24 protein-coding genes and 2 pseudogenes are annotated in these 22,819 nt (G+C 62.4%); 9 read left to right on the top strand and 17 right to left on the bottom strand.

The window, feature by feature from the left end; genetic code table 11:
• The 3 genes from V473_RS22400 to V473_RS22390 all read right to left on the bottom strand — a co-directional run.
• Positions 1 to 1,757, bottom strand: a 1,757-nt coding sequence (locus V473_RS22400) for a DUF4158 domain-containing protein (RefSeq protein WP_066609262.1), incomplete at its 3' end; no start/stop codon positions are given.
• Positions 1,758 to 1,938: 181 nt separating this feature from the next.
• Positions 1,939 to 2,163 (bottom strand): conjugal transfer protein TraD, encoded by a 225-nt coding sequence (locus tag V473_RS22395; RefSeq protein ID WP_015460621.1) that lies wholly within the window; start codon positions 2,161 to 2,163, stop codon positions 1,939 to 1,941.
• Positions 2,164 to 2,200: 37 nt separating this feature from the next.
• Positions 2,201 to 2,506, bottom strand: coding sequence for a conjugal transfer protein TraD (locus V473_RS22390; RefSeq protein ID WP_015460622.1), 306 nt, complete (start codon positions 2,504 to 2,506; stop codon positions 2,201 to 2,203).
• 172 nt (positions 2,507 to 2,678) lie between these two features.
• Here V473_RS22390 and traA point away from each other — a divergent pair, with 172 nt between their 5' ends.
• A complete protein-coding gene (traA, locus tag V473_RS22385) occupies positions 2,679 to 5,813 on the top strand; it encodes a Ti-type conjugative transfer relaxase TraA (RefSeq protein ID WP_015460623.1) in 3,135 nt (1,044 codons plus the stop codon).
• Between the two features lie 7 nt (positions 5,814 to 5,820).
• Positions 5,821 to 6,543 (top strand): DUF6118 family protein, encoded by a 723-nt coding sequence (locus tag V473_RS22380; protein WP_015460630.1) that lies wholly within the window; start codon positions 5,821 to 5,823, stop codon positions 6,541 to 6,543.
• 409 nt (positions 6,544 to 6,952) lie between these two features.
• Here the strand turns inward: V473_RS22380 and V473_RS22375 are convergent, their stop codons facing one another.
• Positions 6,953 to 7,717, bottom strand: coding sequence for an IS6-like element IS6100 family transposase (locus V473_RS22375; protein ID WP_001389365.1), 765 nt, complete (start codon positions 7,715 to 7,717; stop codon positions 6,953 to 6,955).
• On the opposite strand from V473_RS22375, the gene V473_RS22370 reads away from it, so the two are divergent.
• Positions 7,704 to 8,000, top strand: a complete 297-nt coding sequence (locus V473_RS22370) for a hypothetical protein (protein WP_235589608.1) — start codon at positions 7,704 to 7,706, stop codon at positions 7,998 to 8,000. The two genes, V473_RS22375 and V473_RS22370, sit on opposite strands and share 14 nt — an antisense overlap.
• Positions 8,001 to 8,085: 85 nt before the next feature.
• The gene (linB, locus tag V473_RS22365) at positions 8,086 to 8,976 is read left to right on the top strand and encodes a haloalkane dehalogenase (protein ID WP_066609366.1); all 891 of its coding nucleotides are present in this window, start codon (positions 8,086 to 8,088) and stop codon (positions 8,974 to 8,976) included.
• 159 nt (positions 8,977 to 9,135) lie between these two features.
• Here the strand turns inward: linB and V473_RS22360 are convergent, their stop codons facing one another.
• Entirely contained in the window at positions 9,136 to 9,900 is a 765-nt protein-coding gene (locus V473_RS22360) for an IS6-like element IS6100 family transposase (RefSeq protein ID WP_001389365.1), read from the bottom strand.
• A gap of 44 nt (positions 9,901 to 9,944) precedes the next feature.
• Between V473_RS22360 and V473_RS22355 the strand changes: the two genes are divergently transcribed.
• Genes V473_RS22355 through V473_RS22345 form a run of 3 tightly spaced genes read left to right on the top strand, consistent with a single transcriptional unit; the run spans position 9,945 to position 11,158 of the window.
• Positions 9,945 to 10,505, top strand: a complete 561-nt coding sequence (locus V473_RS22355; RefSeq protein WP_029987071.1) for a recombinase family protein — start codon at positions 9,945 to 9,947, stop codon at positions 10,503 to 10,505.
• A gap of 40 nt (positions 10,506 to 10,545) precedes the next feature.
• Positions 10,546 to 10,845: a BrnT family toxin gene (locus tag V473_RS22350; protein ID WP_013041561.1), complete on the top strand. Its 300-nt coding sequence runs from the start codon at positions 10,546 to 10,548 to the stop codon at positions 10,843 to 10,845.
• Entirely contained in the window at positions 10,826 to 11,158 is a 333-nt protein-coding gene (locus tag V473_RS22345) for a BrnA antitoxin family protein (protein WP_007682049.1), read from the top strand. Before V473_RS22350 ends, V473_RS22345 begins: the two co-directional genes overlap by 20 nt.
• Before the next feature lie 461 nt (positions 11,159 to 11,619).
• On the opposite strand, the pseudogene V473_RS22340 reads toward V473_RS22345, so the two are convergent.
• A pseudogene (locus V473_RS22340) lies at positions 11,620 to 12,315 on the bottom strand (IS5 family transposase); the annotation flags it as partial.
• Positions 12,316 to 12,476: 161 nt separating this feature from the next.
• Between V473_RS22340 and V473_RS24235 the strand changes: the two are divergent.
• Positions 12,477 to 12,770, top strand: a complete 294-nt coding sequence (locus V473_RS24235; protein WP_145907151.1) for a hypothetical protein — start codon at positions 12,477 to 12,479, stop codon at positions 12,768 to 12,770.
• Here the strand turns inward: V473_RS24235 and V473_RS22335 are convergent.
• From V473_RS22335 to V473_RS22315, 5 genes are all read right to left on the bottom strand, one after another.
• Positions 12,715 to 13,383 (bottom strand): EthD domain-containing protein, encoded by a 669-nt coding sequence (locus V473_RS22335; protein WP_081440685.1) that lies wholly within the window; start codon positions 13,381 to 13,383, stop codon positions 12,715 to 12,717. The genes V473_RS24235 and V473_RS22335 overlap by 56 nt on opposite strands.
• A 45-nt stretch (positions 13,384 to 13,428) precedes the next feature.
• Complete coding sequence (locus V473_RS22330; RefSeq protein ID WP_007682039.1) at positions 13,429 to 14,190, bottom strand: SDR family NAD(P)-dependent oxidoreductase; 762 nt, start codon at positions 14,188 to 14,190, stop codon at positions 13,429 to 13,431.
• A 46-nt stretch (positions 14,191 to 14,236) separates the two neighbouring features.
• Positions 14,237 to 15,049 (bottom strand): RHO alpha subunit C-terminal catalytic domain-containing protein, encoded by an 813-nt coding sequence (locus V473_RS22325; RefSeq protein WP_233431854.1) that lies wholly within the window; start codon positions 15,047 to 15,049, stop codon positions 14,237 to 14,239.
• A gap of 76 nt (positions 15,050 to 15,125) precedes the next feature.
• On the bottom strand, positions 15,126 to 15,656 hold the full coding sequence (locus tag V473_RS22320; protein ID WP_007686150.1) for a GNAT family N-acetyltransferase: 531 nt from the start codon (positions 15,654 to 15,656) through the stop codon (positions 15,126 to 15,128).
• Positions 15,653 to 16,273, bottom strand: a complete 621-nt coding sequence (locus V473_RS22315) for a recombinase family protein (RefSeq protein ID WP_007686149.1) — start codon at positions 16,271 to 16,273, stop codon at positions 15,653 to 15,655. Before V473_RS22315 ends, V473_RS22320 begins: the two co-directional genes overlap by 4 nt.
• 125 nt (positions 16,274 to 16,398) lie before the next feature.
• Here V473_RS22315 and V473_RS22310 point away from each other — a divergent pair, with 125 nt between their 5' ends.
• Entirely contained in the window at positions 16,399 to 19,290 is a 2,892-nt protein-coding gene (locus V473_RS22310; protein ID WP_007686148.1) for a Tn3 family transposase, read from the top strand.
• Here V473_RS22310 and V473_RS22305 read toward each other — a convergent pair.
• From V473_RS22305 to V473_RS22285, 6 genes and pseudogenes are all read right to left on the bottom strand, one after another.
• Positions 19,282 to 19,764 (bottom strand): aromatic ring-hydroxylating oxygenase subunit alpha, encoded by a 483-nt coding sequence (locus V473_RS22305; protein ID WP_082679297.1) that lies wholly within the window; start codon positions 19,762 to 19,764, stop codon positions 19,282 to 19,284. The genes V473_RS22310 and V473_RS22305 overlap by 9 nt on opposite strands.
• A gap of 13 nt (positions 19,765 to 19,777) precedes the next feature.
• Entirely contained in the window at positions 19,778 to 20,140 is a 363-nt protein-coding gene (locus V473_RS22300; RefSeq protein WP_007682395.1) for a hypothetical protein, read from the bottom strand.
• On the bottom strand, positions 20,140 to 20,826 hold the full coding sequence (locus tag V473_RS22295; RefSeq protein ID WP_007682394.1) for an EthD domain-containing protein: 687 nt from the start codon (positions 20,824 to 20,826) through the stop codon (positions 20,140 to 20,142). Before V473_RS22295 ends, V473_RS22300 begins: the two co-directional genes overlap by 1 nt.
• Before the next feature lie 21 nt (positions 20,827 to 20,847).
• On the bottom strand, positions 20,848 to 21,600 hold the full coding sequence (gene linC, locus V473_RS22290) for a 2,5-dichloro-2,5-cyclohexadiene-1,4-diol dehydrogenase LinC (RefSeq protein WP_013039118.1): 753 nt from the start codon (positions 21,598 to 21,600) through the stop codon (positions 20,848 to 20,850).
• 300 nt (positions 21,601 to 21,900) lie between these two features.
• Positions 21,901 to 22,470, bottom strand: coding sequence for a hypothetical protein (locus tag V473_RS23860; protein WP_062121710.1), 570 nt, complete (start codon positions 22,468 to 22,470; stop codon positions 21,901 to 21,903).
• 100 nt (positions 22,471 to 22,570) lie between these two features.
• Positions 22,571 to 22,819: pseudogene (locus tag V473_RS22285) on the bottom strand (ExeA family protein); the annotation flags it as partial.

Here is a 22,819-nt window from a genome sequence, read left to right as displayed (position 1 = left end):
CGCGAGGCCGACGTTTCGAAAGCATCCATCAATCCCGTGTCCAGAGCAGCCTCTTTCAACACGTCCAGCAGTCCGGTCATCGGCCAGCGCTGACCGATCTCGCTTTTGATCGAAGCGAGACCCTTCGGTTCGGGCAAGGGCTTGAACGGTGTAATCGATATCCGGTTGTCGCCGCGCCACAGGAGCCGGACCTTGTCGTTTTGTGGAATATTGGCATTGAGGAGCAACAGTTCCCGTTCAAGCTCCTCCCGGATCGAGGCGCAAAACGCCTGCGCATCTGGCGTCAGGCTGAGGCCGGAATAGTACGCATCTCGCCTGATCTCGAAGTCCTTGGGAAGATCGTCATCGGGATTGCGATAGCGATCCGCCCCGACCACCCAGATTTCTTTGGAGCGGATGCGGTCGCGCAGTTGCGTCAGGACGCAAAGCTCATAGCTGATCCGGTTTACCCGCCCATCGTCATCAATGACGGAACTGCGCCATCGCGCTGGAATCACCTCATCGATCGGAACATCCTGCAATGGCACGAAGCGGCATCCGCCATCCACCTTGCTCCTGATCCAGTCGAGGGCCGCCAGGACCGGCCGCCACACCGCGTTGTTCGACCGGAACTCAAGTACGGAAAGCAGGCTTGGCAGCATGCGCCGGTAATGATTGGCCCAGGAACCACGCATCACCTTGTAGATGCGCCGGTCCAGAGCGCCCTTCGCATGGCTCTCCTTGACGATCGCCGCCAGCTTGGCCTTACCGGCGATCGGGAAAATGACATCGCAGATGCGCCCCGATGGTTCATTGATCGAGGCGCTGGCGATCTCGACCAGCAGGCGCTCCTTTCCATAGACCCGCTCGATGTCTTTCGCGATATCGCCCACCACCTTGCGTTTCGAGCGCGTTCCGATCTTGTGAACGGTTTCGATCAGCAGGTCGATCATCGCGTCAGTGAGTTGCGCCTCCCGCGACATTAGATAAATCGCATAAAGGCCGAGCTGTCGCGCCGGCGCATGCCGGCGCATCTCCGAGGCCTTTTCACCGGCAACGCGGCGAACAATCTGATCGACCCATGGCTTGCCCGTAGCCGTCAGGAGATCATGGGGAAGATCAAGTCTCTGGATAAAGGCGAGTTTCTCGGTCACGTCGAGAATGTTGTCGAGCGTTGCCTGTCCGGCGTCACCCTTCATCCTGTTGAATCCGGTCGAGCTGTCCGGATCGGCAAGCGAGGCTTCCAATAACGCCACCGCATCTGACGAAAGCCGATCACTGGTTCCGATCAGCCAGGTGTCCAGATAATCTTGCCGTTGTGAGCGAACGACACGTTCAAGCTCCTTGCGCGACGGCCCATAAATACGCCGGTCCCGGCACCACAGGAAAACATGCTCAAGCATGGCATTGATCGACTGGCCGCCCGGGCACAGCTCGCCAGCAATCCATTCCGTCAATTGCGCGCGATCCACCCGCTTCATGCGGTGATATCCAAGATGGATCAGGATCTCCGCACAATGCCGTCGTGCTGTCCGACTGGAAAAGTCATAACCGGCTATCTCGCCAGCCTCGACACCGAGTTGCTCGGCCAGATACGAGAGGCCATCGGTAGGGATTGAGCCGGGATCGATCGCGAAAAACCCCAGGGAAGCGAAGAATTTCAGCTGCGCGGCGAGGCCAAGGCGCGTCAGGGCCGGCTTCGAATTTACAAAATCAATATCGGCAAAGCTCAGGCTCCATCGTCCGATCAAATCCCCGCCCGGAATACTCCGATCCATCAACCCACTCCCTATGATGGAGCGAACTGTCCTCTTCTATGATTTCCATCGTCAATACCGAATGCCACGTTCCCAAAACGTTCTCCGACTTGGCCAAAATCGCAGCTTGGGGCCGACTGGGCCGATTAGGGTGCTTTTGCCGGAGCCAGGCCCGCCGGTGATGACATGGAAATCGGGCCGATCAGCCATTGCCCGCACCTTCCGCTTCCGCGTCGAACGCGCGCTTGCCCCGCCGCTTCCAGAGCGCCAGCACATTGCCAGCGTCGTCGCCTTGAACGCGCGCTGTACAATCGAGCAGCGCGCCGTAAAGGGTGGCGCGATCATCGTCGGCCAGCTCGACCAGACCGGCTTTCTGGACGAGGCCGCCCAGCTCTATGAGATGGCGCGTGCGCTCGCGTCGGGCCACGACCCATCCTCTCGTATCGGTGCGGCGCGCGGCGGCTTCAAGCCTGTTCCTTGCCTGCGCCAGTTTGCCTTGCGCCTTCACCGTTGCCGCCAGTGCGTCGGCCAGCCTTGCGACCGCGTCCTTGAAAGAAGGCCGCGCCCCGCGAGCGCCACGCCTCCTTTTCGTTCGCGTCGGCCGCTTCCACAGCGGCGAGCAGCGCACCGGCGAGCGTGTCCAGATCGAGCGCATCGGCCCCGGTGGACGTGACCAGCTCGCCGAGTTGCTGGACCTTGCGGGCCTTCAAAGCCTTGGCCTTGTCGTTCAGCGCCCGCAGTTCCGCGTCATAGTCGCGCACCTTTCGCATCTTCTCTCCCTCGCGCCCATGAATGGAGCCGCAGCGTAGCACGATAGCGCGCGCGAGGAACCGTTCCGATCAAGAAATGCGGCGAAGTCAATCACGCGAACGGCAGAGAGTGTGAGTGCGCGCTTATACATCGTTGCCGACCTGCGCTAAGAAGGGCAGTATAGCGGCCGTTATGGCGATCTACCATTTCTCGGCCAAGGTCATCAGCCGCGCCAACGGATCGAGCGCCGTTGCCAGCGCGGCCTATCGTGCGGCGGAACGGCTGCACGATGACCGGCTAGGGCGCGACCATGATTTCTCAAACAAGGCCGGCGTCGTCCATTCGGAAATCTTGGCTCCCGAGGGTGCGCCGGAGCGTTTAAACGATCGCGCGACCTTGTGGAACGAGGTTGAGGCCGGCGAGAAGCGCAAGGACGCGCAGTTGGCGCGCGAGGTGGAGTTCTCGATTCCGCGCGAGCTGAACCAGCAACAGGGCATCCAGCTCGCCCGCGATTTTGTCGAAAAGCAGTTCGTCGAACGCGGCATGGTCGCGGACATGAATGTACATTGGGACATGGGCAAGGACGGGCAACCCAAGCCGCACGCGCATGTCATGCTGTCGATGCGCGAGGTTGGCCCGGAGGGCTTCGGCCAGAAGGTGCGCGAGTGGAACAGCACGGCGCTGTTGCAGGAATGGCGCGTGGCCTGGGCCGATCATGTCAACGAGCGGTTGGCCGAGCTGGATATAGACGCCCGCATAGATCACCGGACGTTGGAGGCGCAGGGCATCGACCTTGAACCCCAACACAAGATCGGGCCGGCGGCGTCGCGGATGCCCGAACAGGGGCTTGAGGCCGAGCGGGTCGAGGACCATGCCCGGATCGCGCGCGAGAACGGCGAGAAGATCATCGCCAGGCCGGAAATCGCATTGGACGCGATCGCCCGCCAACAGGCGACGTTCACCCGGCGCGACCTGGCGCAGTTCGCGTTCCGGCACAGCGACGGCAAGGATCAGTTCGACCAGGTGATGAGCGCGGTGCGATCCTCGCCCGAGCTGGTGGCGCTGGGGCGGGACGGGAAGGGCGAGGATCGGTTCACGTCGCGCGACATGATCGCGGCCGAGCAGCGGTTGGAACGCGCGGCCGAGGGGCTGGCGATCGACCGGGGGCATGGTGTCGCCGACGCCCATGTGACCCGCGCGCTGGCGTCGGCCGAGGGCAGGGGGCTTGACCTGTCGGCCGAGCAGCGCGGGGCGTTGGCGCATATCACCGGCGACAAGGGCCTTGCGTCGGTCGTCGGCTATGCCGGCAGCGGCAAGTCGGCGATGCTGGGGGTCGCGCGCGAGGCGTGGGAGGCGCAGGGCTATCAGGTGCGCGGCGCGGCCTTGTCGGGCATCGCGGCCGAGAATCTGGAAGGCGGGTCCGCCATCGCGTCGCGGACGATCGCGAGCATGGAATATCAATGGGAGCAGGGCCGCGAACTGCTAGGCCCGCGCGACGTGCTGGTGATAGACGAGGCCGGCATGATCGGCACGCGCCAGATGGAGTGCGTGCTGTCCCATGCCGAACAGGCGGGCGCGAAGGTCGTTCTTGTCGGCGACCCCGAGCAGTTGCAGGCGATCGAGGCCGGGGCGGCGTTCCGGGCCGTGACCGAGCGCCACGGTTGGGCCGAGATCACCGAGATACGCCGGCAGTGCGAGGACTGGCAGCGCGACGCGACCAAGGCGCTGGCGACGGGCCGGGCAGGCGAGGCGATCCATGCCTATGAGGCGCATGGCATGGTGCAGGCGGCCGAGACGCGTGAGCTGGCCCGCGCCGATCTTGTGGACCGCTGGGATGCCGAGCGCATCGCCGCGCCGGATCAGTCGCGGATCATCCTCACCCATACCAATGCCGAGGTGCGCGATTTGAACCTGGCCGCGCGCGATCGGCTGCGCGACGCCGGCGAGCTGGGGCCGGACGTGCGCGTGTCGGCCGAGCGCGGCGCGCGGGACTTCGCGACCGGCGACCGCATCATGTTCCTGAAAAACGAGCGCGGGCTAGGGGTGAGGAACGGCACGCTGGGGAAGGTCGAGCAGGTATCGCCGGAGCGCATGGCGGTGAAGCTGGACGATGGCCGATCGGTCGCGTTTGACCTGAAAGATTATGCCCATGTCGATCACGGCTATGCCGCCACCATCCATAAATCGCAGGGCGTGACGGTCGATCGCGCGCATGTGCTGGCGACCCCCGGCATGGACCGCCATTCGGCCTATGTGGCGTTGTCGCGGCACCGCGACGGGGTGCAGCTCCATTACGGCCGCGACGACTTCGGCGACGATCGCCGGCTTGTCCGCACGCTGTCGCGCGAGCGGGCGAAGGATATGGCGTCCGACTATGGCCGCGACCGGGATGCGGAGATTCGTGCTTTCGCCGACCGGCGCGGATTGTCGGGCGAGATCCGATTGCCGGAACGGGCGGAACGCTCGCCGGTGGAGATCCTTGGCCCGCGCGCGGGAACCATGCGCCAGATGGGCGAAGATCCACGCACGGTTCGCGATGCCGGCGACCGCGGCGCTGGCGCGGGACAAGCCGCGGCCGAGCGGCAACCGCGGCGAGGCATGTTCGACGGCTTCCGGCCTGCCCCGCAGCGCCCAGCGCCGGAATCGACGCCGGCAGGCGAGCGCGAGAAGGCGGCCCCCAAGCGCGGCATGTTCGACGGGCTGAAGCTGTCGGCCGCGCCGCTGAAGGGCGCGGAGCGCGCGCCGGTCCCTGCCGATCGCGGCCAGGGCCGCGACTATGCCCGCGCGGTCGAGCGGGCCTCGCGTTCGGCCGAGGCGGTGTTGCAGGCGCGGGCGTCGGGCGCTCCGGTCCTTGAGCATCAAAAGGTCGCGCTCGAGCGCACGACACAGGCGCTGGACCAGATCAGGCCGGGAGCCTCGCGTGACCTCGCATCGGCGATGCAGCGCGATCCCGCCTTGCTGCGCGAGGCGGCGGCGGGGCGCAGCGGCCCGATGATCGAGGCGATGGCCCAGGAGGCGCGCGTGCGGGCCGATCCGAACTTGCGCGCCGATCGGTTCGTGGAACGCTGGCAGGGCCTCAAACAGGAGCGCGACCGCCTCTATCGCGCCGGCGACATGGCGGGCCGGGAGCGCACGGGCAAGGAAATGGCGGGCATGGCGAAAAGCCTTGAGCGCGATCCCCAGGTGGAATTGGTCCTGCGTAATCGCACCCGCGAGCTGGGGCTTGAGATCGGCATGGGCCGGGGGCGCGGCATGAACAGCGGCGACCTTGGCCGCGAGCTGGCGCGGGATTTAGGGATAGGCATGGGGCGCGGAATGAGCCGGTAAGGAGAGGATGATGGACGAGGATAATTATCGCAACAACGGCAGGGCCGGCGACGATCCGCAGGCGGCGTTCGAGCAGTTGCGCGGCGAGGTGGCGCTGGTGCGCCTTGCGGTCGAGGGGTTAGCCCGCGCGCGCGAGTCCATCGAGATTCCCGATTATCAGCCGACGCTCGCCAACACCGAGAAGATATTGCTGGCGCTCACCCAGCGGGTCGATGTGATCGCGAAAAGCCCCGCGATGAAACTCACCCCGGAGACGATGGGAGAGCGTGTAAACGCTTCGGTGGCGAGTGCGACGGGCGAGCTGCACAACCTGGTGAACAGCACGCGATCGGACATGAGCGAGGCGGCGCGGGAATTGCGGGGGCTGATCGGAACGACGCGCGCGCGCTGGCAACAGGATCGGTGGCTGTTTTGGATCGGGTTGGGCGGCGTGGTGCTGGGGATATTGCTCTATGCGCTTCTCGCCGGCCTGATCGCGCGCGCCATGCCCGATAGCTGGCAGTTGCCGGAGCGCATGGCGACGCGGGCGCTTGCCGAACCGACGCTATGGGATGCCGGCACGCATCTGATGCAGCGCGCATCGCCGGCGAGCTGGGAGGGGATCGTCGCGGCCGCCAATCTGGCGCGGGACAATCGCGAGACGATCGAAGCGTGCGGCGCGGCTGCCGCCAAGGCGAAAAAGACGGTGCGCTGCACGATCGAGGTCAAGCCGGCGAACAATGACCGCTGATCGGCGCGCGCGGCCAAGCTCAGCGTCATGCCTTCGCCGATCGCGTAGCGGCCGAGCGCCATATCGCCGCCACCCTACGCCGGCGCGGCACTGCCGAGGGGCGTATCGGCGTGCCCTATCGGCCTATAGGGGCTAGGGGCGAATCACGGATTTCACCTGAATCCCGTCATGCCGTGGCGCAACTCCTGACGATCTCCGCCGCGCACGCTATTGCGCGGCCTCTCTGATCCCGCATAATGTCCGAAAAACACTGTCGGATTGTAAATGTGTCCGACAACATGGTTTTGGGGGTTTTCCGTCATGCTCGTTGGCTACATGCGCGTATCGTCAACCGATGATCGGCAATCGGTCGATCGGCTCTGTTGCAAAGATTGGCGGCAGTCAGAGGTAGGCTGTCGCTCTGCGCCGATCAGGCGGCTGCTGCGAAATGGTGGTTGAGCATGCCCATGGCCTCCGTCAGCGCCGAGGGCCCAATGCCAAAAGCTCTCTCCACAAGGCGCACCTCGCCCCTGATGCCGGGCTGCAGGCACCAGGGGCGAGCCTGTCCTTTGCGCAGGGCTCGCATGACTTCGAATCCCTTGATCGTGGCATAGGCCGTGGGGATCGATTTGAAACCGCGCACCGGCTTGATCAGTATCTTGAGCTTTCCGTGATCGGCCTCGATCACGTTATTGAGATACTTCACCTGCCGGTGGGCCGTCTCCCGGTCCAGCTTTCCTTCGCGCTTCAATTCGGTGATCGCTGCACCATAGCTCGGCGCTTTGTCGGTATTGAGCGTGGCAGGCTTTTCCCAGTGCTTCAGGCCTCGCAGGGCCTTGCCCAGGAACCGCTTCGCTGCCTTGGCGCTGCGGGTCGGCGACAGGTAGAAATCGATCGTGTCGCCCCGCTTGTCGACTGCCCGGTACAGGTAGGTCCACTTGCCCCGCACCTTGACGTAGGTTTCATCCAGGCGCCAGCTCGGATCAAAGCCACGCCGCCAGAACCAGCGCAGCCGCTTCTCCATCTCCGGGGCGTAGCACTGGACCCAGCGATAGATCGTCGTATGGTCGACCGAAATGCCGCGTTCCGCCAGCATTTCCTCAAGGTCGCGATAGCTGATCGGATAGCGACAATACCAGCGCACCGCCCACAGGATCACATCACCCTGGAAATGGCGCCACTTGAAATCCGTCATCGTTCCGTCCGTCCAATCTCCGCCAAGCATGCTCAAGCTTCACGATTTTTGCAACAGAGCCGGCGCGCGGATCCTGTGGTGCACGCCCGTGTTTGGCCAGGCCGTGGGCACTCAACATATCGATGAGATTCTCGCGGTCTGGTATCCGACTCACAAAACCTTCCTCGATCTTTCGGATGCGCCCGGGGCTAAGGAAAGCTACCGCCTGAGAGGCGCCTGCGTGGCCTACGCCGTCATCCATCGATGCTCCGGCAGCAACTCTCCGCTCGACGGCAATGGCTAGAACGATTCCTCGATTGACATGATATTCATCATGCGATATGCATCGCCGACCGGGCAGACCAGAAAATCGCTCAAGGAGAATATCGATGAGCCTCGGCGCAAAGCCATTTGGCGAGAAGAAATTCATTGAGATCAAGGGCCGGCGCATGGCCTATATCGATGAAGGGACCGGCGATCCGATCCTCTTCCAGCACGGCAATCCGACGTCGTCCTATCTGTGGCGCAATATCATGCCGCATTGCGCCGGGCTGGGACGGCTGATCGCCTGTGACCTGATCGGCATGGGCGATTCGGACAAGCTCGATCCGTCGGGGCCCGAGCGTTATGCCTATGCCGAGCATCGTGACTATCTCGACGCGCTGTGGGAGGCGCTCGATCTCGGGGACAGGGTTGTTCTGGTCGTGCATGACTGGGGGTCCGTCCTCGGCTTCGACTGGGCCCGCCGCCACCGCGAGCGTGTACAGGGGATTGCCTATATGGAAGCGGTCACCATGCCGCTCGAATGGGCGGATTTTCCCGAACAGGATCGCGATCTGTTTCAGGCCTTTCGCTCGCAGGCGGGCGAAGAATTGGTGTTGCAGGACAATGTTTTTGTCGAACAAGTTCTCCCCGGATTGATCCTGCGCCCCTTAAGCGAAGCGGAGATGGCCGCCTATCGCGAGCCCTTCCTCGCCGCCGGCGAAGCCCGTCGACCGACCCTGTCTTGGCCTCGCCAAATCCCGATCGCAGGCACCCCGGCCGACGTGGTCGCGATCGCCCGGGACTATGCCGGCTGGCTCAGCGAAAGCCCGATTCCGAAACTCTTCATCAACGCCGAGCCGGGATCCTTGACCACGGGCCGAATACGCGACTTCTGCCGCACATGGCCAAACCAGACCGAAATCACGGTCGCAGGCGCCCATTTCATCCAGGAGGACAGTCCGGACGAGATTGGCGCGGCGATTGCGGCGTTTGTCCGGCGATTGCGCCCAGCATAATCCGGAACCGGCTCATTTTCTAAGATCCGAACAAACCACAGACGCGGCGACGCCGATCACCCGCGCAGGACAATAGGAGAGACCGACATGAGCGACGACATTTTTGGCTCTGTTGCAAAGATTGGCGGCAGTCAGAGGTAGGCTGTCGCTCTGCGCCGATCAGGCGGCTGCTGCGAAATGGTGGTTGAGCATGCCCATGGCCTCCGTCAGCGCCGAGGGCCCAATGCCAAAAGCTCTCTCCACAAGGCGCACCTCGCCCCTGATGCCGGGCTGCAGGCACCAGGGGCGAGCCTGTCCTTTGCGCAGGGCTCGCATGACTTCGAATCCCTTGATCGTGGCATAGGCCGTGGGGATCGATTTGAAACCGCGCACCGGCTTGATCAGTATCTTGAGCTTTCCGTGATCGGCCTCGATCACGTTATTGAGATACTTCACCTGCCGGTGGGCCGTCTCCCGGTCCAGCTTTCCTTCGCGCTTCAATTCGGTGATCGCTGCACCATAGCTCGGCGCTTTGTCGGTATTGAGCGTGGCAGGCTTTTCCCAGTGCTTCAGGCCTCGCAGGGCCTTGCCCAGGAACCGCTTCGCTGCCTTGGCGCTGCGGGTCGGCGACAGGTAGAAATCGATCGTGTCGCCCCGCTTGTCGACTGCCCGGTACAGGTAGGTCCACTTGCCCCGCACCTTGACGTAGGTTTCATCCAGGCGCCAGCTCGGATCAAAGCCACGCCGCCAGAACCAGCGCAGCCGCTTCTCCATCTCCGGGGCGTAGCACTGGACCCAGCGATAGATCGTCGTATGGTCGACCGAAATGCCGCGTTCCGCCAGCATTTCCTCAAGGTCGCGATAGCTGATCGGATAGCGACAATACCAGCGCACCGCCCACAGGATCACATCACCCTGGAAATGGCGCCACTTGAAATCCGTCATCGTTCCGTCCGTCCAATCTCCGCCAAGCATGCTCAAGCTTCACGATTTTTGCAACAGAGCCGGTCGATCTGCAACGCGATGCGCTCACGGCCGCTGGTGTCGATCAACGGCACCTCTACTCCGACAAGGCTTCCGGTGCGCGCGACGATCGCGCCGGCCTGAAAGCCTGCCTCGACTACATGAACGCCGGCGACACGCTGGTTGTCTGGAAGCTCGATCGGCTCGGCCGCTCGCTGCCGCACCTGCTGGCGATCGTCACCGACCTCAAGGAACGCGGCATCGCCTTCCGGTCGCTGACCGAACAGATGGATACCACCACGCCGCATGGCGAGTTGCTGTTCTCGCTGTTCGGCGCGCTCGCCCAATACGAGCGAGCGTTGACGCGGGAGCGGATCATGGCGGGCCTGGCCGCCGCAAAGCGGCGGGGCCGACAAGGTGGACGACCGCCGACGATCGCCGCGGAAAAGATGCAGTTGATAGTTGCCGCTCTGTCCAATGGGGCCAGCAAAGCGTCGGTTTCTCGCACGTTCAGCGTGCCGCGATCAACATTGACGGACACGTTGGAGCGGATCGGGTGGTCAGCGCCGGTCAAGGATACGCCTTGAATAACGACAAAAATATAATTATATTCCCGTCATGTTATCCATGCGCTTTTCCTGGCACCCAGCCAAAGCCGAGAGCAATCTGAGAAAGCATGGCATCAGTTTCGAGACGGCCGCCAGCGCCTTCGCAGACCCCTTTGCGCTTAGCGTGCATGATCGGATCGAAGGCGGCGAGCAACGATGGCAGACCTTGGGCCTGGTCGAAGGACATTTACTCCTGCTGGTGGCCCACACCGTCGCTGAGGATGACGACGACGGCGAATATGTGGAGATCATCCATATCATTTCGGCCCGAAAAGCCGATCGAAAGGAAAGACGACGTTATGAAGAAGAAAGACGCTGATACCGTCCGCTTCCAGCTCGATCCGGGCAATCTGCCCCCCTTGACCGAGGCACAGAAGGCCGAGCTGGATGCCCTGCAGGCGATGCCGGATAGCGGTATCGACTATAGTGATGCCCCGACGCTGACAGAGGATTTCTGGAAGACCGCCGAGCGTGGACGGTTCTATAAGCCGATCAAGCAGCAGGTAACGGCGCGGCTCGACGCCGATGTGCTTGCTTGGCTCAAATCCCAGGGCAAGGGCTATCAGGCTCGCATGAACGCAATCCTTCGGCGCGAGATGTTGGCGGCTGCGAAGGAGCGCCGACACGCTTGACGTGCAGGCCGCAGATGGATGCCGCTTTCACGGCCGGGAGTAACCCGGCCCGGCGTAGGCGCGCGAAGCCGCCAGAGTTGCGGCAATCATGTGTTTTTCGCTATGCTCTTTCTTCTAAAATAGCGACCGGTGAAAAATCCGATCCACGCAATTGCTGGAACAAGCCAAGGCCAAAAGGAAGATAAGAGTAGAATCATGTCGCCCCAGCGGCTCCGAGCAATAGCGTTAATGCAGTCGATCCCAATGTTATCGGAGTAGCGACAAATATTCCGAATTTTTGGTTTGCAAATGATACGAGCGAACAGACCAGTAAGATCACGAATATATCTGGCCAAAATTCACCCAACATACGTATCACGTTGTCTTTCTCCACGAACAGCCATCTACATGCGGCGCACTGCAACCCTAAGTCCAAGAAATCCGTCAAGTAACGAAATTTTGTTAAGAGTCTGTCTTGAATCTCATGGGTAACGAGCGATGCGTCGGATGAGGACGATGGCAGCGGCGGCATAGAGGAGCGCGGTTGCGGATTTGATGGTCCGCTCGAAGTCTTTGGCCAGACGGCGATTGCGGTTGATCCATGCGAAGGTGCGTTCGACGATCCATCGTCTGGGATGGACGACGAAGCCGGTCTGATCGGCGAATTTGCGGACGATTTCGATCGTAATGGAGGTGGCGTCCCGGACGCGATCGCTGTTGTAGGCGCTGTCGGCATAGGCGCGCGCGACGAAGGGATGCCGCTGGTGAGACTGCTGGAGCAAGGGCACCGCGCCATCGCGGTCCTGCACATCGGCAGGATGGACCAGTATGATAAGGGCGCGACCATCGGTATCGACCATTGCATGGCGTTTGCGTCCCATGGTCTTCTTGCCTGCGTCGTAACCACGAGGTCCGCCTGCTTCGGTGGTCTTCACGCTCTGGCTGTCGATGACTGCCGCGGATGGTGCTGGTTCTCGCCCTGTCCGGATGCGATCGATCCGAACGAGATGATGATTGAGGCTTTCGAATACCCCATCGTCGCGCAAGGTGCAGAACCACTGGTATACCGTGCGCCATGGCGGAAAACTGTCGGGCAAAAGCCGCCAGGGACATCCTGCCCGTAGCAGATAGAAAATGGCTTCGACGATTTCGCGCATCGGCCAGCATCGCCGTCGTCCGCGCTGGCTGGCTCAGGGTCTGGACGATTTGCTAGCCCGACGACCGGGGCAGGCCGCGACATGGCTATCCTGGCTGCGCAATGCGCCACAATCGCCGGCAGAGCGCAACATCCTGCGCCTGATCGGACGGCTCGCCTATCCGGCACGAAGCAACATACAGCGTGGGTCTGGATGTCAGCCAGCGCAGCACGAGCATCTGTGTTCTCGATCCCGACGGCAAGACCGTGGTGGAAGGGCAGGCGAAGACTAACCCGTTCGAGATCGGCCGCTATTTGCAGAAGCGCCTGGAAGGGCCGCTGAAGCTCGGTATGGATCGCATTCTGGCTCTACCATGGGCTGCGCAGGAGCGGCGTCTGGTTGAGAAGCGTCTTGAGGCGCAGGGGCGGTTAACCTGCACCGTCAGACGTAGCGCTCACTTATCGAGAAGATCGTTTGTGCCTTTGGCGCTCGGCTAAACAGCGCATGGAAAGCGTCACCTGCTGCAGCTATGCCCTGTTCTGCCAATGTCCGCGTCGGCCAATAAAGTTCGCGCACACCGATCACCGAGGGGCCGGGGAGGACGAGCTTTTCGATCGGATGGCACCGGGTATGGCGAAATGCGCCAAGACGCTCGCCAAGTGCGAAATCGTCGTCTCCGGCCCAGGCCGTGCCGCCTTCCTCGAACACCACCTGGGTAAGCTTGGCGAAGTTCGGTCGTCGGTCGATCGACCAGTTATAGGCCGCCTCGTCACCGCGCAGCGCTTCGGCGCGGCTTTTGAGAACCTCTTCGCGTGCGAAAACGGCAAAGAAGTTGTCCATGTCGACGAAATTCGGCTCATCTTTCAGCGCATAGGCCACATAATCAGGATCGGTCACGAAGGCGGCAGCGTCCGCTTCGCTGTCGAACCAGACTTCGGCGATGCCTTCGTAGCGGTTCTGATCGGCATCGAGGAAATCGACGTCGACCTGATGGCTCTGGACATAGCGCTTGATAATCCGGATGCCTTGTCCCAGCGAGCCGTGGGGATAGCGCCAGTGATCGTGAAACGCCTGAGGCGTCATTCCCACTCTCCGTGCGAAGACCGCCATCATTCGTATTGCGCTCATAGTCCGGTTCCCAACGGTTCTGGCAGTTCAGATTGCGGTGTAGCCGCCATCGGCAGCAATGGCGGCGCCGGTGACGAACGAAGAGGCATCCGACAGCAACCAGGCTGCCGTTTCGCCGATCTCCGCCGGTTCGCCATATCGACCGATCGGGTGGGCGGTTTTCAGGAATTCCGCGTGCGAAGGCTCGTTCTCGATCACCGACATCAGCATCGGAGTGCGGATAGCGCCCGGTAGAACTGCGTTCACGCGGATTCCCTGTTGCCCGTAATCGACGGCAGCGATCCGCGTCAGCCCGATAACGGCATGTTTGGCTGCGATGTACTCGCCATGTGCGGGGATCGCGACGGTGCCGCCAACCGACGCCGTGTTCACGATCGAACCGCCGCTCCCCGCTTTCAGCATCGCTGCGATCTGATGTTTCATGCAATGAAAAACGCCGAGCACGTTGATATCCAGGGATCGTTGGAAATCGGCGCTCGTCAGTTGATGAAGCGGCACGTTGACCGGCGGCAGCCCCGCATTGTTGAATGCGCCATCAAGGCGACCGAATTCGGTGATGGCGAGTTCCACGGTCGACCACGCGTTGTCCTCGATACTGACGTCGCAATGGCTGTAGACGGCGTTGCCACCTTCCGCGCGTATCAGTCTGACCGTTTCCTCGGCTGCGGCTTCGACGATATCGGCGACAACCACATTCGCGCCCCGACGGGCAAGAATAAGGGCGGCAGCGCGGCCGATACTGCCGCCTGCGCCCGTCACGATATAGCTGCGTTGCTCCAATCCGGACATTGAGGACCCCATTTTTGACTGACGGGCAAGTGAAGGGCGCTGCCTGTCAGATGCCCAGCGCTTCGCGCACGGTCCTGGCGTTCACCCAGCGATCGACGTGGTGAAGGTTGTGGCGGATCTGTACTTCGCCATCCTGCAACTGCATCGTATCGTATGCGCCGGCCTCGATGCCGCGCTGGGTGCGTTCGGTGTTCGTCACGTCCTCCAGCAGGATTTCCGCGATGCGCGTGATATAGAGTTCCTGTTGCAGCTTTTCCCGCCCGGTCAGTGGCTTGGGTACATGAAACTCGGCTTCCCACCGCGTGCGATTGACGCTGATCGGCCAGAACCTGTGCGACCAGAAACCGCCGGGCGAAAGGTTTATGTGCAGCGTGGGAAAAGCGACGGCGATGTCCAGCGCCCAGTGTTTCGATTGCTTGGGATTGATCGCGGGATGATCGAGATACTCGGTCATCCCCGCCGTTTCCGCGGCACCCAGCACGTTGCCGGTATCGCGGTTCGCATAGGCCATCTTTTCGACCATCGCATCTTCGGGCGGAGCGTAGTCCGGATTGCCGAAAGTGGAAAACTGGCGGTGTGGTCCCCAGAAGCGTGCATCGAGCGGGCGGGAATGCGGATTGACCGCGCTGGCGAAAGTCTTGCCGATCGTCGCCGGGTGGATCGAAGGGATATGGTAGGTTTCCGAAAAGGCATCGGCCAGCACTTTCCAGTTCGCATCGAGATGCGCCTCGAAATAGAGTGACGTATCCGTATTTTCCCAAGAAACCCCGGCAAACCGCGTTCCGAAGTCTCCAAGGAATTCCTGCAGGCTGACTTCGGGCTGCTTCTGGTGGTTGAGGAATATCCAGCCTTCCCACACATCGGTGGCGATGGGGGCGTTTGCGGGAGGGGGCGGAATCCTACGCCAAGCTCGCCCAGATAGCCGGCGCGAGATCTTACTTGTTGCTGCCTTCTACGGTCGCGCCAGAAAGGCGACGGCTCAGTTCTATCCGGCGATGGCTACGCATTTTGAAGGTGTCTGGCCCAACGCGCCGATACTCAATGAAGCCGAGAGAACGCCAAAATCGCTCTGCCGCTTCATTCGCTTCCAGCACGGCCAACCGAATCTCTGTGGCACCTCTCGCAGCGGCCCAGCTTTCGACCGTCGAGTAAATTGAGCGTCCGACGCCACGACCACGCTGTGCGGCATCTACGATCATGAAGCCGAGATACCATGTGCCATCACGCGGATAATCGCGGAGGATGGCCGCGATTGCATATAGGCCGCCAGGCCCCTTCCATCCCAGGACAGCTTGATTGTGGGCGCTCTTTTCGGGCGGCACATCGGAGAAAAGCTCGCGAGCATCGTCCAGCGTGGGCGCGGCCCCGTCCTGCAACAGGAAATAGTCGCTGCAACGGTTGTACAGGTCTGCAACGTCTGCGGCGTCCGCTTGGGTAAGTTTGATCGGGGCTCCCGTCATCATCATCGCGTTTTGGCAGCAAGCGCGCGCTGACCGTAATCCCGGAGTTCCCCGTTGGGACCGACATAGCGGTAGAGAGTGACGCGCTCGATCCCGAGTTCCTTGCAGAGGTCGGAAACGGACGTGTCGCGTTGGGCCATAGCAGCCTGAGCGAGCCGCACCTGGGCCTTGGAGAGGGCGAACTTGCGGCCACCCTTGCGTCCCCTCGCGCGGGCAGCGGCCAGGCCAGCCATGGTGCGCTCGCGGATCATATCCCGCTCAAACTCCGCCAGTGTGGCAAAAATGCCGAACACCATCCGGCCCGATGGCGTCGTGGTGTCGATCTGCGCGCCCTTGCCGGTGAGCACCCGCAGACCGATACCGCGATCCGACAGATTCTGCACCGTGCTGACCAGGTGGGTGAGCGTTCGGCCGAGCCGGTCGAGCTTCCAAACGATGAGGACATCGCCGTCGCGCAACGATTTCAGGCAGGCGGCAAGACCGGGGCGATCATCACGGCTACCGGATGCACGATCATCATAGATATTGCCTGGCTCGACACCGGCAGCGCGAAGGGCATCGTGCTGCAGGTCGAGCGACTGCGAGCCGTCGGCTTTGGACACGCGGGCGTAGCCGATCAGCATGGATCACAAACGAAGGTTTGAGGCGGTGACGAACATGAGCACATAAGATTGGGCTATTGTGTATCTTAACCAGCATCTCAATCAAGCTATCTCAAACCGTAGCTCGGAAAGAATAAGGAGCATGTATGCCGCGTCGCGTGACCCTGACCGATCGACAGCGCGAGGCGCTGCTTCACTTGCCGGTCGATCAAGGTGAGCTGCTGCGGCACTATACCCTCAGCGATGAGGATCTCGGGCATATCCGCCAGCGCCGGCGCGCCCACAATCGTTTTGGCTTCGCGCTGCAACTGTGCGTCCTGCGCTACCCGGGCCGGGTGCTCGCTCCTGGCGAGTTGATCCCGGCGCAGGTATCGGATTTCATCGCGGCCCAGCTCGGCCTGACCAGCGACGATCTACTCCTCTATGCCGCGCGCGAGGAGACCCGGCACGAGCATCTGGCGGACCTTCGCCGAATCTACGGCTATCGCTCCTTTTCGGGGCGGGGCGCACGGGATTTGCGCGAATGGATCGCTCGGGAAGCCGAGGCGGCGACATCGAATGAGGATCTTGCCCGTCGCTTCGTTGCGGAGTGTCGCCGCACCCGCACGATCCTTCCCGGCTCCTCGACGATCGAGCGCCTTTGCGCCGATGCGCTGGTTGAGGCCGAGCGCCGGATCGAGGATCTTATCGCCCATCGCATCACGCCAACCCTGAGCGAGAATTTGGCTCACCTGTTGGAGGATACGGTGGATGGTCGCGTCACGCGCTTCGTATGGCTGCGACAGTTCGAGGTTGGCGCAAATTCAGCAGCCGCTAACCGGCTGATGGATCGACTGGAATATCTTCAAAGGTTCGATCTTCCGGCGGATTTGCTGGACGGCGTGCCGGCGCATCGTGTGACCCGGCTTCGCCGGCAGGGCGAGCGCTATTACGCCGACGGTATGCGTGATCTGCCCGAAGACAGGCGGCTTGCGATCCTCGCTGTCTGCACCCTGGAATGGCGGTCATCGCTGGCCGATGTCATCGTGGAGACCCACGATCGCATCGTAGGCCGTCTCTATCGGGCCTCCGAACGCCTTTGCAACACCAGGATCGCCGACGAAAAGGCGGCCGTTCGGGACACGCTGAAGTCCTTTGCCGAAATCGGTGGTGCTTTGCTTGGAGCGCAGGACGATGGCACGGCCCTGGACGGGATAATCGCCACCGGGCCTGGCTGGGAACGGTTCAGAACCCTTGTCGCCACGGCCTCCGCGCTGACCAACGTGCTCGCGGCCGACCCGCTCAGCCGTGTGCTGGACGGCTATCACCGTTTCCGCCTCTACGCGCCCAGGATGCTGCGCCTGCTCGACATGCAGGCGGCGCCGATCGCCACGCCTCTTCTGGCGGCCGTTGCGATGCTGCGTAACGGGATCAAGGTCGATCCGCCGGTGGATTTTCTACGTCCCAACTCGAAATGGCATCGTCATCTTCGCGCTGAGCCGAGCGGCGACCACCGGCTTTGGGAAATCGCGGTGCTGTTCCACATCCGCGACGCCTTCCGGTCCGGTGACATATGGTTGGCGGGATCGCGCCGCTATGGCGACCTCAAGCAGCTTCTGGTCCCGCCACAGGCGATAGAGCAGACCGCGCGGCTCGCCGTGCCGCTGCGACCCGGCGAATGGCTGGCCGAGCGCAGGGCTCGACTGGATACACGGCTGAAGGAGTTTGGCCGCGCGGCGCGAACCGGCACGATCCCAGGCGGCATCATCGAGAACGGCAAGCTGCACATCGACAAGCTGAGGGCCGACACGCCCGAAGGGGCCGAGGATCTCGTGCTCGATCTCTATCAACAGCTCCCGCCCGCGAGGATCACCGATCTGTTGCTGGAAGTCGATGAGCGAACCGGATTTTCCGAGGCGTTCACGCATCTGCGCACCGGCGCGCCCTGCAGCGACCGGATCGGCCTGATGAACGTGTTGCTGGCGGAAGGCGTCAATCTCGGTTTGCGCAAGATGGCGGCGGCGACCAACACGCACAGCTTCTGGGAATTGCTGCGGATCGCGCGCTGGCATGTCGAAGGCAGCGCCTATGATCGGGCGCTCGCCATGATCGTGGAGGCCCACGCCGCCCTGCCCATGGCCGCCTTCTGGGGACAAGGGCAATCGGCATCCAGCGACGGGCAGTTCTTCCTTGCTACCGAGCAGGGCGAGGCGATGAATCTGATCAACGCGAAATATGGCAACGTCCCGGGCCTCAAGGGATACAGCCATGTGTCCGATCAATATGCGCCGTTCGCAACCCAGGTGATCCCGGCAACGGTCAGCGAGGCTCCCTATATCCTGGACGGGCTGCTCATGAATGACGCGGGCCGCCGCGTTCGCCAGCATTTTGCCGACACGGGCGGCTTCACCGATCATGTGTTCGCCGCCTGCGCCTTGCTCGGCTACAGGTTCGCCCCCCGTATCCGCGATCTCCCTCAGAAAAGACTCTATGCCTTCACGCCCAACGCGACGCCGGCCAATGTGCGAGCGCTGGTCGGAGGTAAGATCAATGAACCGCTCATCGAGCGCAACTGGCCCGACATCCTGCGCATCATGGCGACGATCGCAGCGGGGATCGTCGCCCCCAGCCAGATTCTTCGCAAGCTCGCCTCTTACCCGCGCCAGAATGAGCTGGCCCTCGCATTGCGAGAGGTGGGCCGCATCGAGCGAACCCTGTTCATGATCGACTGGATTCTTGATGCCGGCCTCCAGCGCCAGGCTCAGATCGGCCTCAACAAGGGTGAGGCCCACCACGCCCTAAAGCGCGCCATCAGCTTCCACCGCCGAGGTGAAATCCGGGATCGATCCGGCGAAGGCCAGCACTATCGCATCGCCGGAATGAACCTGCTCGCCGCCATCATCATATTCTGGAACACCATGAAGCTCGGCGAGGTCGTCAATACCCGGGCCGCCAGCGGTACCCATATCGAGCCTGATCTACTCGCCCACGTCTCGCCGTTGGGATGGGAACACATCAATCTAACCGGGGAATATCGCTGGCCCAAATCCTTAGCGTAGGATTCCGCCCCCTCCCGCAAACGCCCCCGCGATCGGCACGAGGCCGCATTTCTTCTTGTCGAGATCGAAGAAGTTCGCCTCGTCTGGCACGCCCATCAGGCTGCCGTCGTTGCGGTAGACCCAGTTGTGGTAATTGCAGGAGAAGCGCGAGGCGCGGCCGCGCTCGGTCAACACCACCTGATTGCCGCGATGGGCGCAGACATTGTAGAACGCCTGAATTCTGTCATCGCTGCCGCGCGTCACCACGATCGGCGCGTTCCAGATCTCGATGGTCTTGGTGAAGAAGCTGCCCTTTTCGGGAAGCTGTTCCACCCGGCCCACGGTCAGCCAGGCGCGCTTGAACAGATTTTCGCGTTCTCGCTCGAAATAGGCGGGTGAACGATAAGGCTCGCAGGAGACTGGACCGGTGCCCAGTCCGGCGGTTTGCGTCAGATCGCTGGTGCAGATGCTGGCAAGCTCGGTCATCTCGTTCATGCGACGAACTCCTTTACAGCGTTGGCTCTGCCGTCCGCAGGATGCGGACCTGGTGCGGATAGGGCGAATTGTGCGCGCGCGGCTGCTTGTGCAATTCTACGGACATCGCCGCGTGAGCCAGCGCCAGCTGTAGCCTGAACAGGCGCAGCGTCGGCGCCGGCATCGCGTCGAGCGGAAAGGTCTCGACATGGTCGAGGATGGCTTCCGAACGGGAGAGCAGCACATCGTAGAAGCGGGTTATCTCCGCCATAGTCGCGCGCGCCCGGATATCCCATCGTTCCTGCGCCGTCTCGCCGATCCAGTGCGGCACGAATTCGAGAAGATCCTCGAAGCCGGGGGGCAGCACGGGCTCCTCGTCGAGCGCGGGGGCCGGCATCAGATCACCCGCTCGGCCGATGCCAGCATCGTGTAATGCTGGCCGGCCTGTGCCAGGAGCGCATCGAACGCCGCGCGATCACCCGCCACGCCGCGTTCGAAATCGGATAGCGTCGGCCACCACAGTTCGCGCGCGCCGATGAACGGCGAGGTGCCCTTGTGCACCGCGTCTATCGCGAACGAGCGGACATGCCGAAACGCGCCGATGCGATCGCCCAGCGCCTTGTCCTGATCGCCTGCCCAGGCCGGATTGCCATCCGCCTTGACCAGTTGCAGGATCTTGACGCTTACCGACCATTCGGTGGGCGACCACTGCACGGCCGCATCATCGGGATCGTCCACCGCCGGTCGCGAGCGGATAATGTCCTCCTCGAAGAAGGTGAACTTCAGTCCGTCCATGTCGACGAACAGCGGTTCGTCGGGGATGTTGTATTTGCGATGCGCGGGATCTTTGCCCATGTTGAGCGCATCGTCGAGACTGTCATACCACAGCTCGGTAATGCCGTCGTAGGCCAGCTGTGTATCAGGCAGCAGCGGAGAGACGATCCGGTGCGATTGCACATAGCCGCGCAGGCACGCGATCTTCTTGCTGAGTGTGCCGTGCGGATGGCGCCAGTGATCGTGGAACTGCTGTTCCGAAATGTCCTTCCGGCGCGGGATCGTCGCGAGTATCTTGATGCTGTGCATGGAGGCTGCTCCGTAAAATGATCAGATCGCGGTAAAGCCGCCGTCTGCTGCAAGGCAGGAGCCGGTGACGAACGAAGCCGCGTCGGACAGCAACCATACGGCGGCCTGGGCCTGCTCGTGCGGTTCGCTGAAACGGCCGATCGGGTGGATCGAGTTCAGATAGGGCTCAAGGCCCGCATCATTGTCCATCGCGCGCTGCAGCATAGGCGTGCGCACCGCGCCGGGCACAAGCGCGTTCACGCGAATGCCGTGCTTGCCATAGTCTGCCGCCGCCACGCGGGTCAGCCCGACCACCGCATGCTTCGCGCCGACATATTCGCCGTGCATCGGCACGCCGACCACGCCAGCGGCGGATGCGGTGTTGACGATCGATCCCTTCGTCCCGCGCTCGATCATCGCAAGGATCTGGTACTTCATGCACAGGAACGTGCCGGTTACATTGATATCCATGCTCTGCCGAAACCGTTCGAGCGACACTTCGGCAAGCGGCAGTCCGGCCTGCGGGATCGCCGCATTGTTGAACGCGCCGTCAAGCCCGCCGAACGCCGCCAGAGTCTGCGCGACAAGTGCCTTCACGTCCTCTTCCTGTGCGATGTCGCACCGGAAATAGGCGGCCTTCCCGCCAGACGCAGCGACGACCGCCTCACCGGCCTCGTCGTTGATGTCCGCCACCGCGACGTTGGCACCACTGGCCACCAGCAATTCCACGGTGGCGCGCCCGATGCCGCTGCCACCACCCGTCACGATTATCGTCTTGCCGCTCAAATCAGACATCTATCCCTCCAACAGTTTCTTATCGGCGTTCCGGTTTCATTACTGGAACTTGAAGCGCACGGTCATGCCATATTTGTAGGCGATTGCAAAGATACTGGCCTCTGCTCGCAAACAGCGCGGATTTCTGCTCAGATTTGCTGACAGCAGGTGGGCCATGCTGCTCACGCTATGCGACAATGTGCTCGCCATCATCCGCGCCTGCTCGCAAACGGAGAAGGCCTGTTCTCGCTTTCTGCCAATAGCGAGGAGTGCCGGTGAGCGGTCTGGCAGCGATCGTTCCCGCCGGGTTTGCCGTAAGCATCAGCGCTCCCACTTCCTCAGGCTAGCAACGGATTGATCGTATAATGCCTGGAGCGAGCCGACCTGATTGTCTCGGAAGTGAATCGTCAGCACGAGATTGTCATACGGCAGATTGGCCGTGCAGAGCCCCGGCCGCGAGCCTCCGCCCATGGCGGAGCAACTCGCCAGCGATGGAGGACGCTTCTGACCTGCTTCGGCTGGCAACTGGTATGTCCAGAAAACACCATCACTTACCTTGCGCAGTGTTCGGCCGCGCCATGAAAGCGGGCGACTTGCGCAGACAGTCGAGTTGACAAGCGCCTCTGTTCCCGCTGCGCGGGCACACATCCGCTTCTTGCTTGCCACGCCCACCAAGTTTCGCTCCGGCAAGCTTGCGCTCGGATTTAGGTAGAACGAGAACCCGTCGCTGGGATCGAGCGCTGGTAGAAAGAACGGCTTATCATTGTCGGATATGTCGTTGGCTCTCGGGATGTCGAAGACTCGTCCCTCCAACCTCCTCTCGGCCGAGGCCGAGCACGCGCTGAGCAAGCTGACGATCGATAAAGAAGCTGCGGTAAGATGCCTGTTCATGCCGGCAGGCTATGAGAGAAGCGCAACGTCCACAATCGGTGGCACAGACGACATGCGTTGCGTCCGCGTGCGGGAGATACCAAGGCGAGGACAGCCAGTATCATATCGGCACACCGGCTTCGCGGAGCCGCTCGGTCAGGTCGCGGGTGTGTTCGGCGTCCAGCGTTCCGGCGAGGAACGCGCGTATGTCGGACGGCCGGGTGTTGAGCTGGCTGGCGAGCGCGCCCGCATCGTAACCGTTGCGCGTCAGCGTGGGTTCGAGGTCGTCAATCGCCCGCGACAGCACCTGCTCGACGATCTCGGCCGTGACGGGCTTGGCAGCGAAGCGGAAGCCCTGCTCGAAGGCGAG

Origin of the sequence: Sphingobium cupriresistens LL01 (assembly GCF_001046645.1) — a bacterium.
Taxonomy (GTDB): domain Bacteria; phylum Pseudomonadota; class Alphaproteobacteria; order Sphingomonadales; family Sphingomonadaceae; genus Sphingobium; species Sphingobium cupriresistens.
Note: the sequence above shows the minus strand (reverse complement) of the source record. Positions and strands in the feature narration are given on the sequence as shown.

What these genes read in the sequence shown, in the direction of transcription:
- V473_RS22390 (WP_015460622.1), bottom strand. Translation starts at nt 2,506, where the DNA reads ATGCGAAAGGTGCGCGACTATGACGCGGAACTGCGGGCGCTGAACGAC.
- traA (WP_015460623.1), top strand. Translation starts at nt 2,679, where the DNA reads ATGGCGATCTACCATTTCTCGGCCAAGGTCATCAGCCGCGCCAACGGA.
- V473_RS22380 (WP_015460630.1), top strand. Translation starts at nt 5,821, where the DNA reads ATGATGGACGAGGATAATTATCGCAACAACGGCAGGGCCGGCGACGAT.
- V473_RS22375 (WP_001389365.1), bottom strand. Translation starts at nt 7,717, where the DNA reads ATGACGGATTTCAAGTGGCGCCATTTCCAGGGTGATGTGATCCTGTGG.
- linB (WP_066609366.1), top strand. Translation starts at nt 8,086, where the DNA reads ATGAGCCTCGGCGCAAAGCCATTTGGCGAGAAGAAATTCATTGAGATC.
- V473_RS22360 (WP_001389365.1), bottom strand. Translation starts at nt 9,900, where the DNA reads ATGACGGATTTCAAGTGGCGCCATTTCCAGGGTGATGTGATCCTGTGG.
- V473_RS22350 (WP_013041561.1), top strand. Translation starts at nt 10,546, where the DNA reads ATGCGCTTTTCCTGGCACCCAGCCAAAGCCGAGAGCAATCTGAGAAAG.
- V473_RS22345 (WP_007682049.1), top strand. Translation starts at nt 10,826, where the DNA reads ATGAAGAAGAAAGACGCTGATACCGTCCGCTTCCAGCTCGATCCGGGC.
- V473_RS22335 (WP_081440685.1), bottom strand. Translation starts at nt 13,383, where the DNA reads ATGGCGGTCTTCGCACGGAGAGTGGGAATGACGCCTCAGGCGTTTCAC.
- V473_RS22330 (WP_007682039.1), bottom strand. Translation starts at nt 14,190, where the DNA reads ATGTCCGGATTGGAGCAACGCAGCTATATCGTGACGGGCGCAGGCGGC.
- V473_RS22320 (WP_007686150.1), bottom strand. Translation starts at nt 15,656, where the DNA reads ATGATGATGACGGGAGCCCCGATCAAACTTACCCAAGCGGACGCCGCA.
- V473_RS22315 (WP_007686149.1), bottom strand. Translation starts at nt 16,273, where the DNA reads ATGCTGATCGGCTACGCCCGCGTGTCCAAAGCCGACGGCTCGCAGTCG.
- V473_RS22310 (WP_007686148.1), top strand. Translation starts at nt 16,399, where the DNA reads ATGCCGCGTCGCGTGACCCTGACCGATCGACAGCGCGAGGCGCTGCTT.
- V473_RS22305 (WP_082679297.1), bottom strand. Translation starts at nt 19,764, where the DNA reads ATGAACGAGATGACCGAGCTTGCCAGCATCTGCACCAGCGATCTGACG.
- V473_RS22300 (WP_007682395.1), bottom strand. Translation starts at nt 20,140, where the DNA reads ATGCCGGCCCCCGCGCTCGACGAGGAGCCCGTGCTGCCCCCCGGCTTC.
- V473_RS22295 (WP_007682394.1), bottom strand. Translation starts at nt 20,826, where the DNA reads ATGCACAGCATCAAGATACTCGCGACGATCCCGCGCCGGAAGGACATT.
- linC (WP_013039118.1), bottom strand. Translation starts at nt 21,600, where the DNA reads ATGTCTGATTTGAGCGGCAAGACGATAATCGTGACGGGTGGTGGCAGC.
- V473_RS23860 (WP_062121710.1), bottom strand. Translation starts at nt 22,470, where the DNA reads ATGAACAGGCATCTTACCGCAGCTTCTTTATCGATCGTCAGCTTGCTC.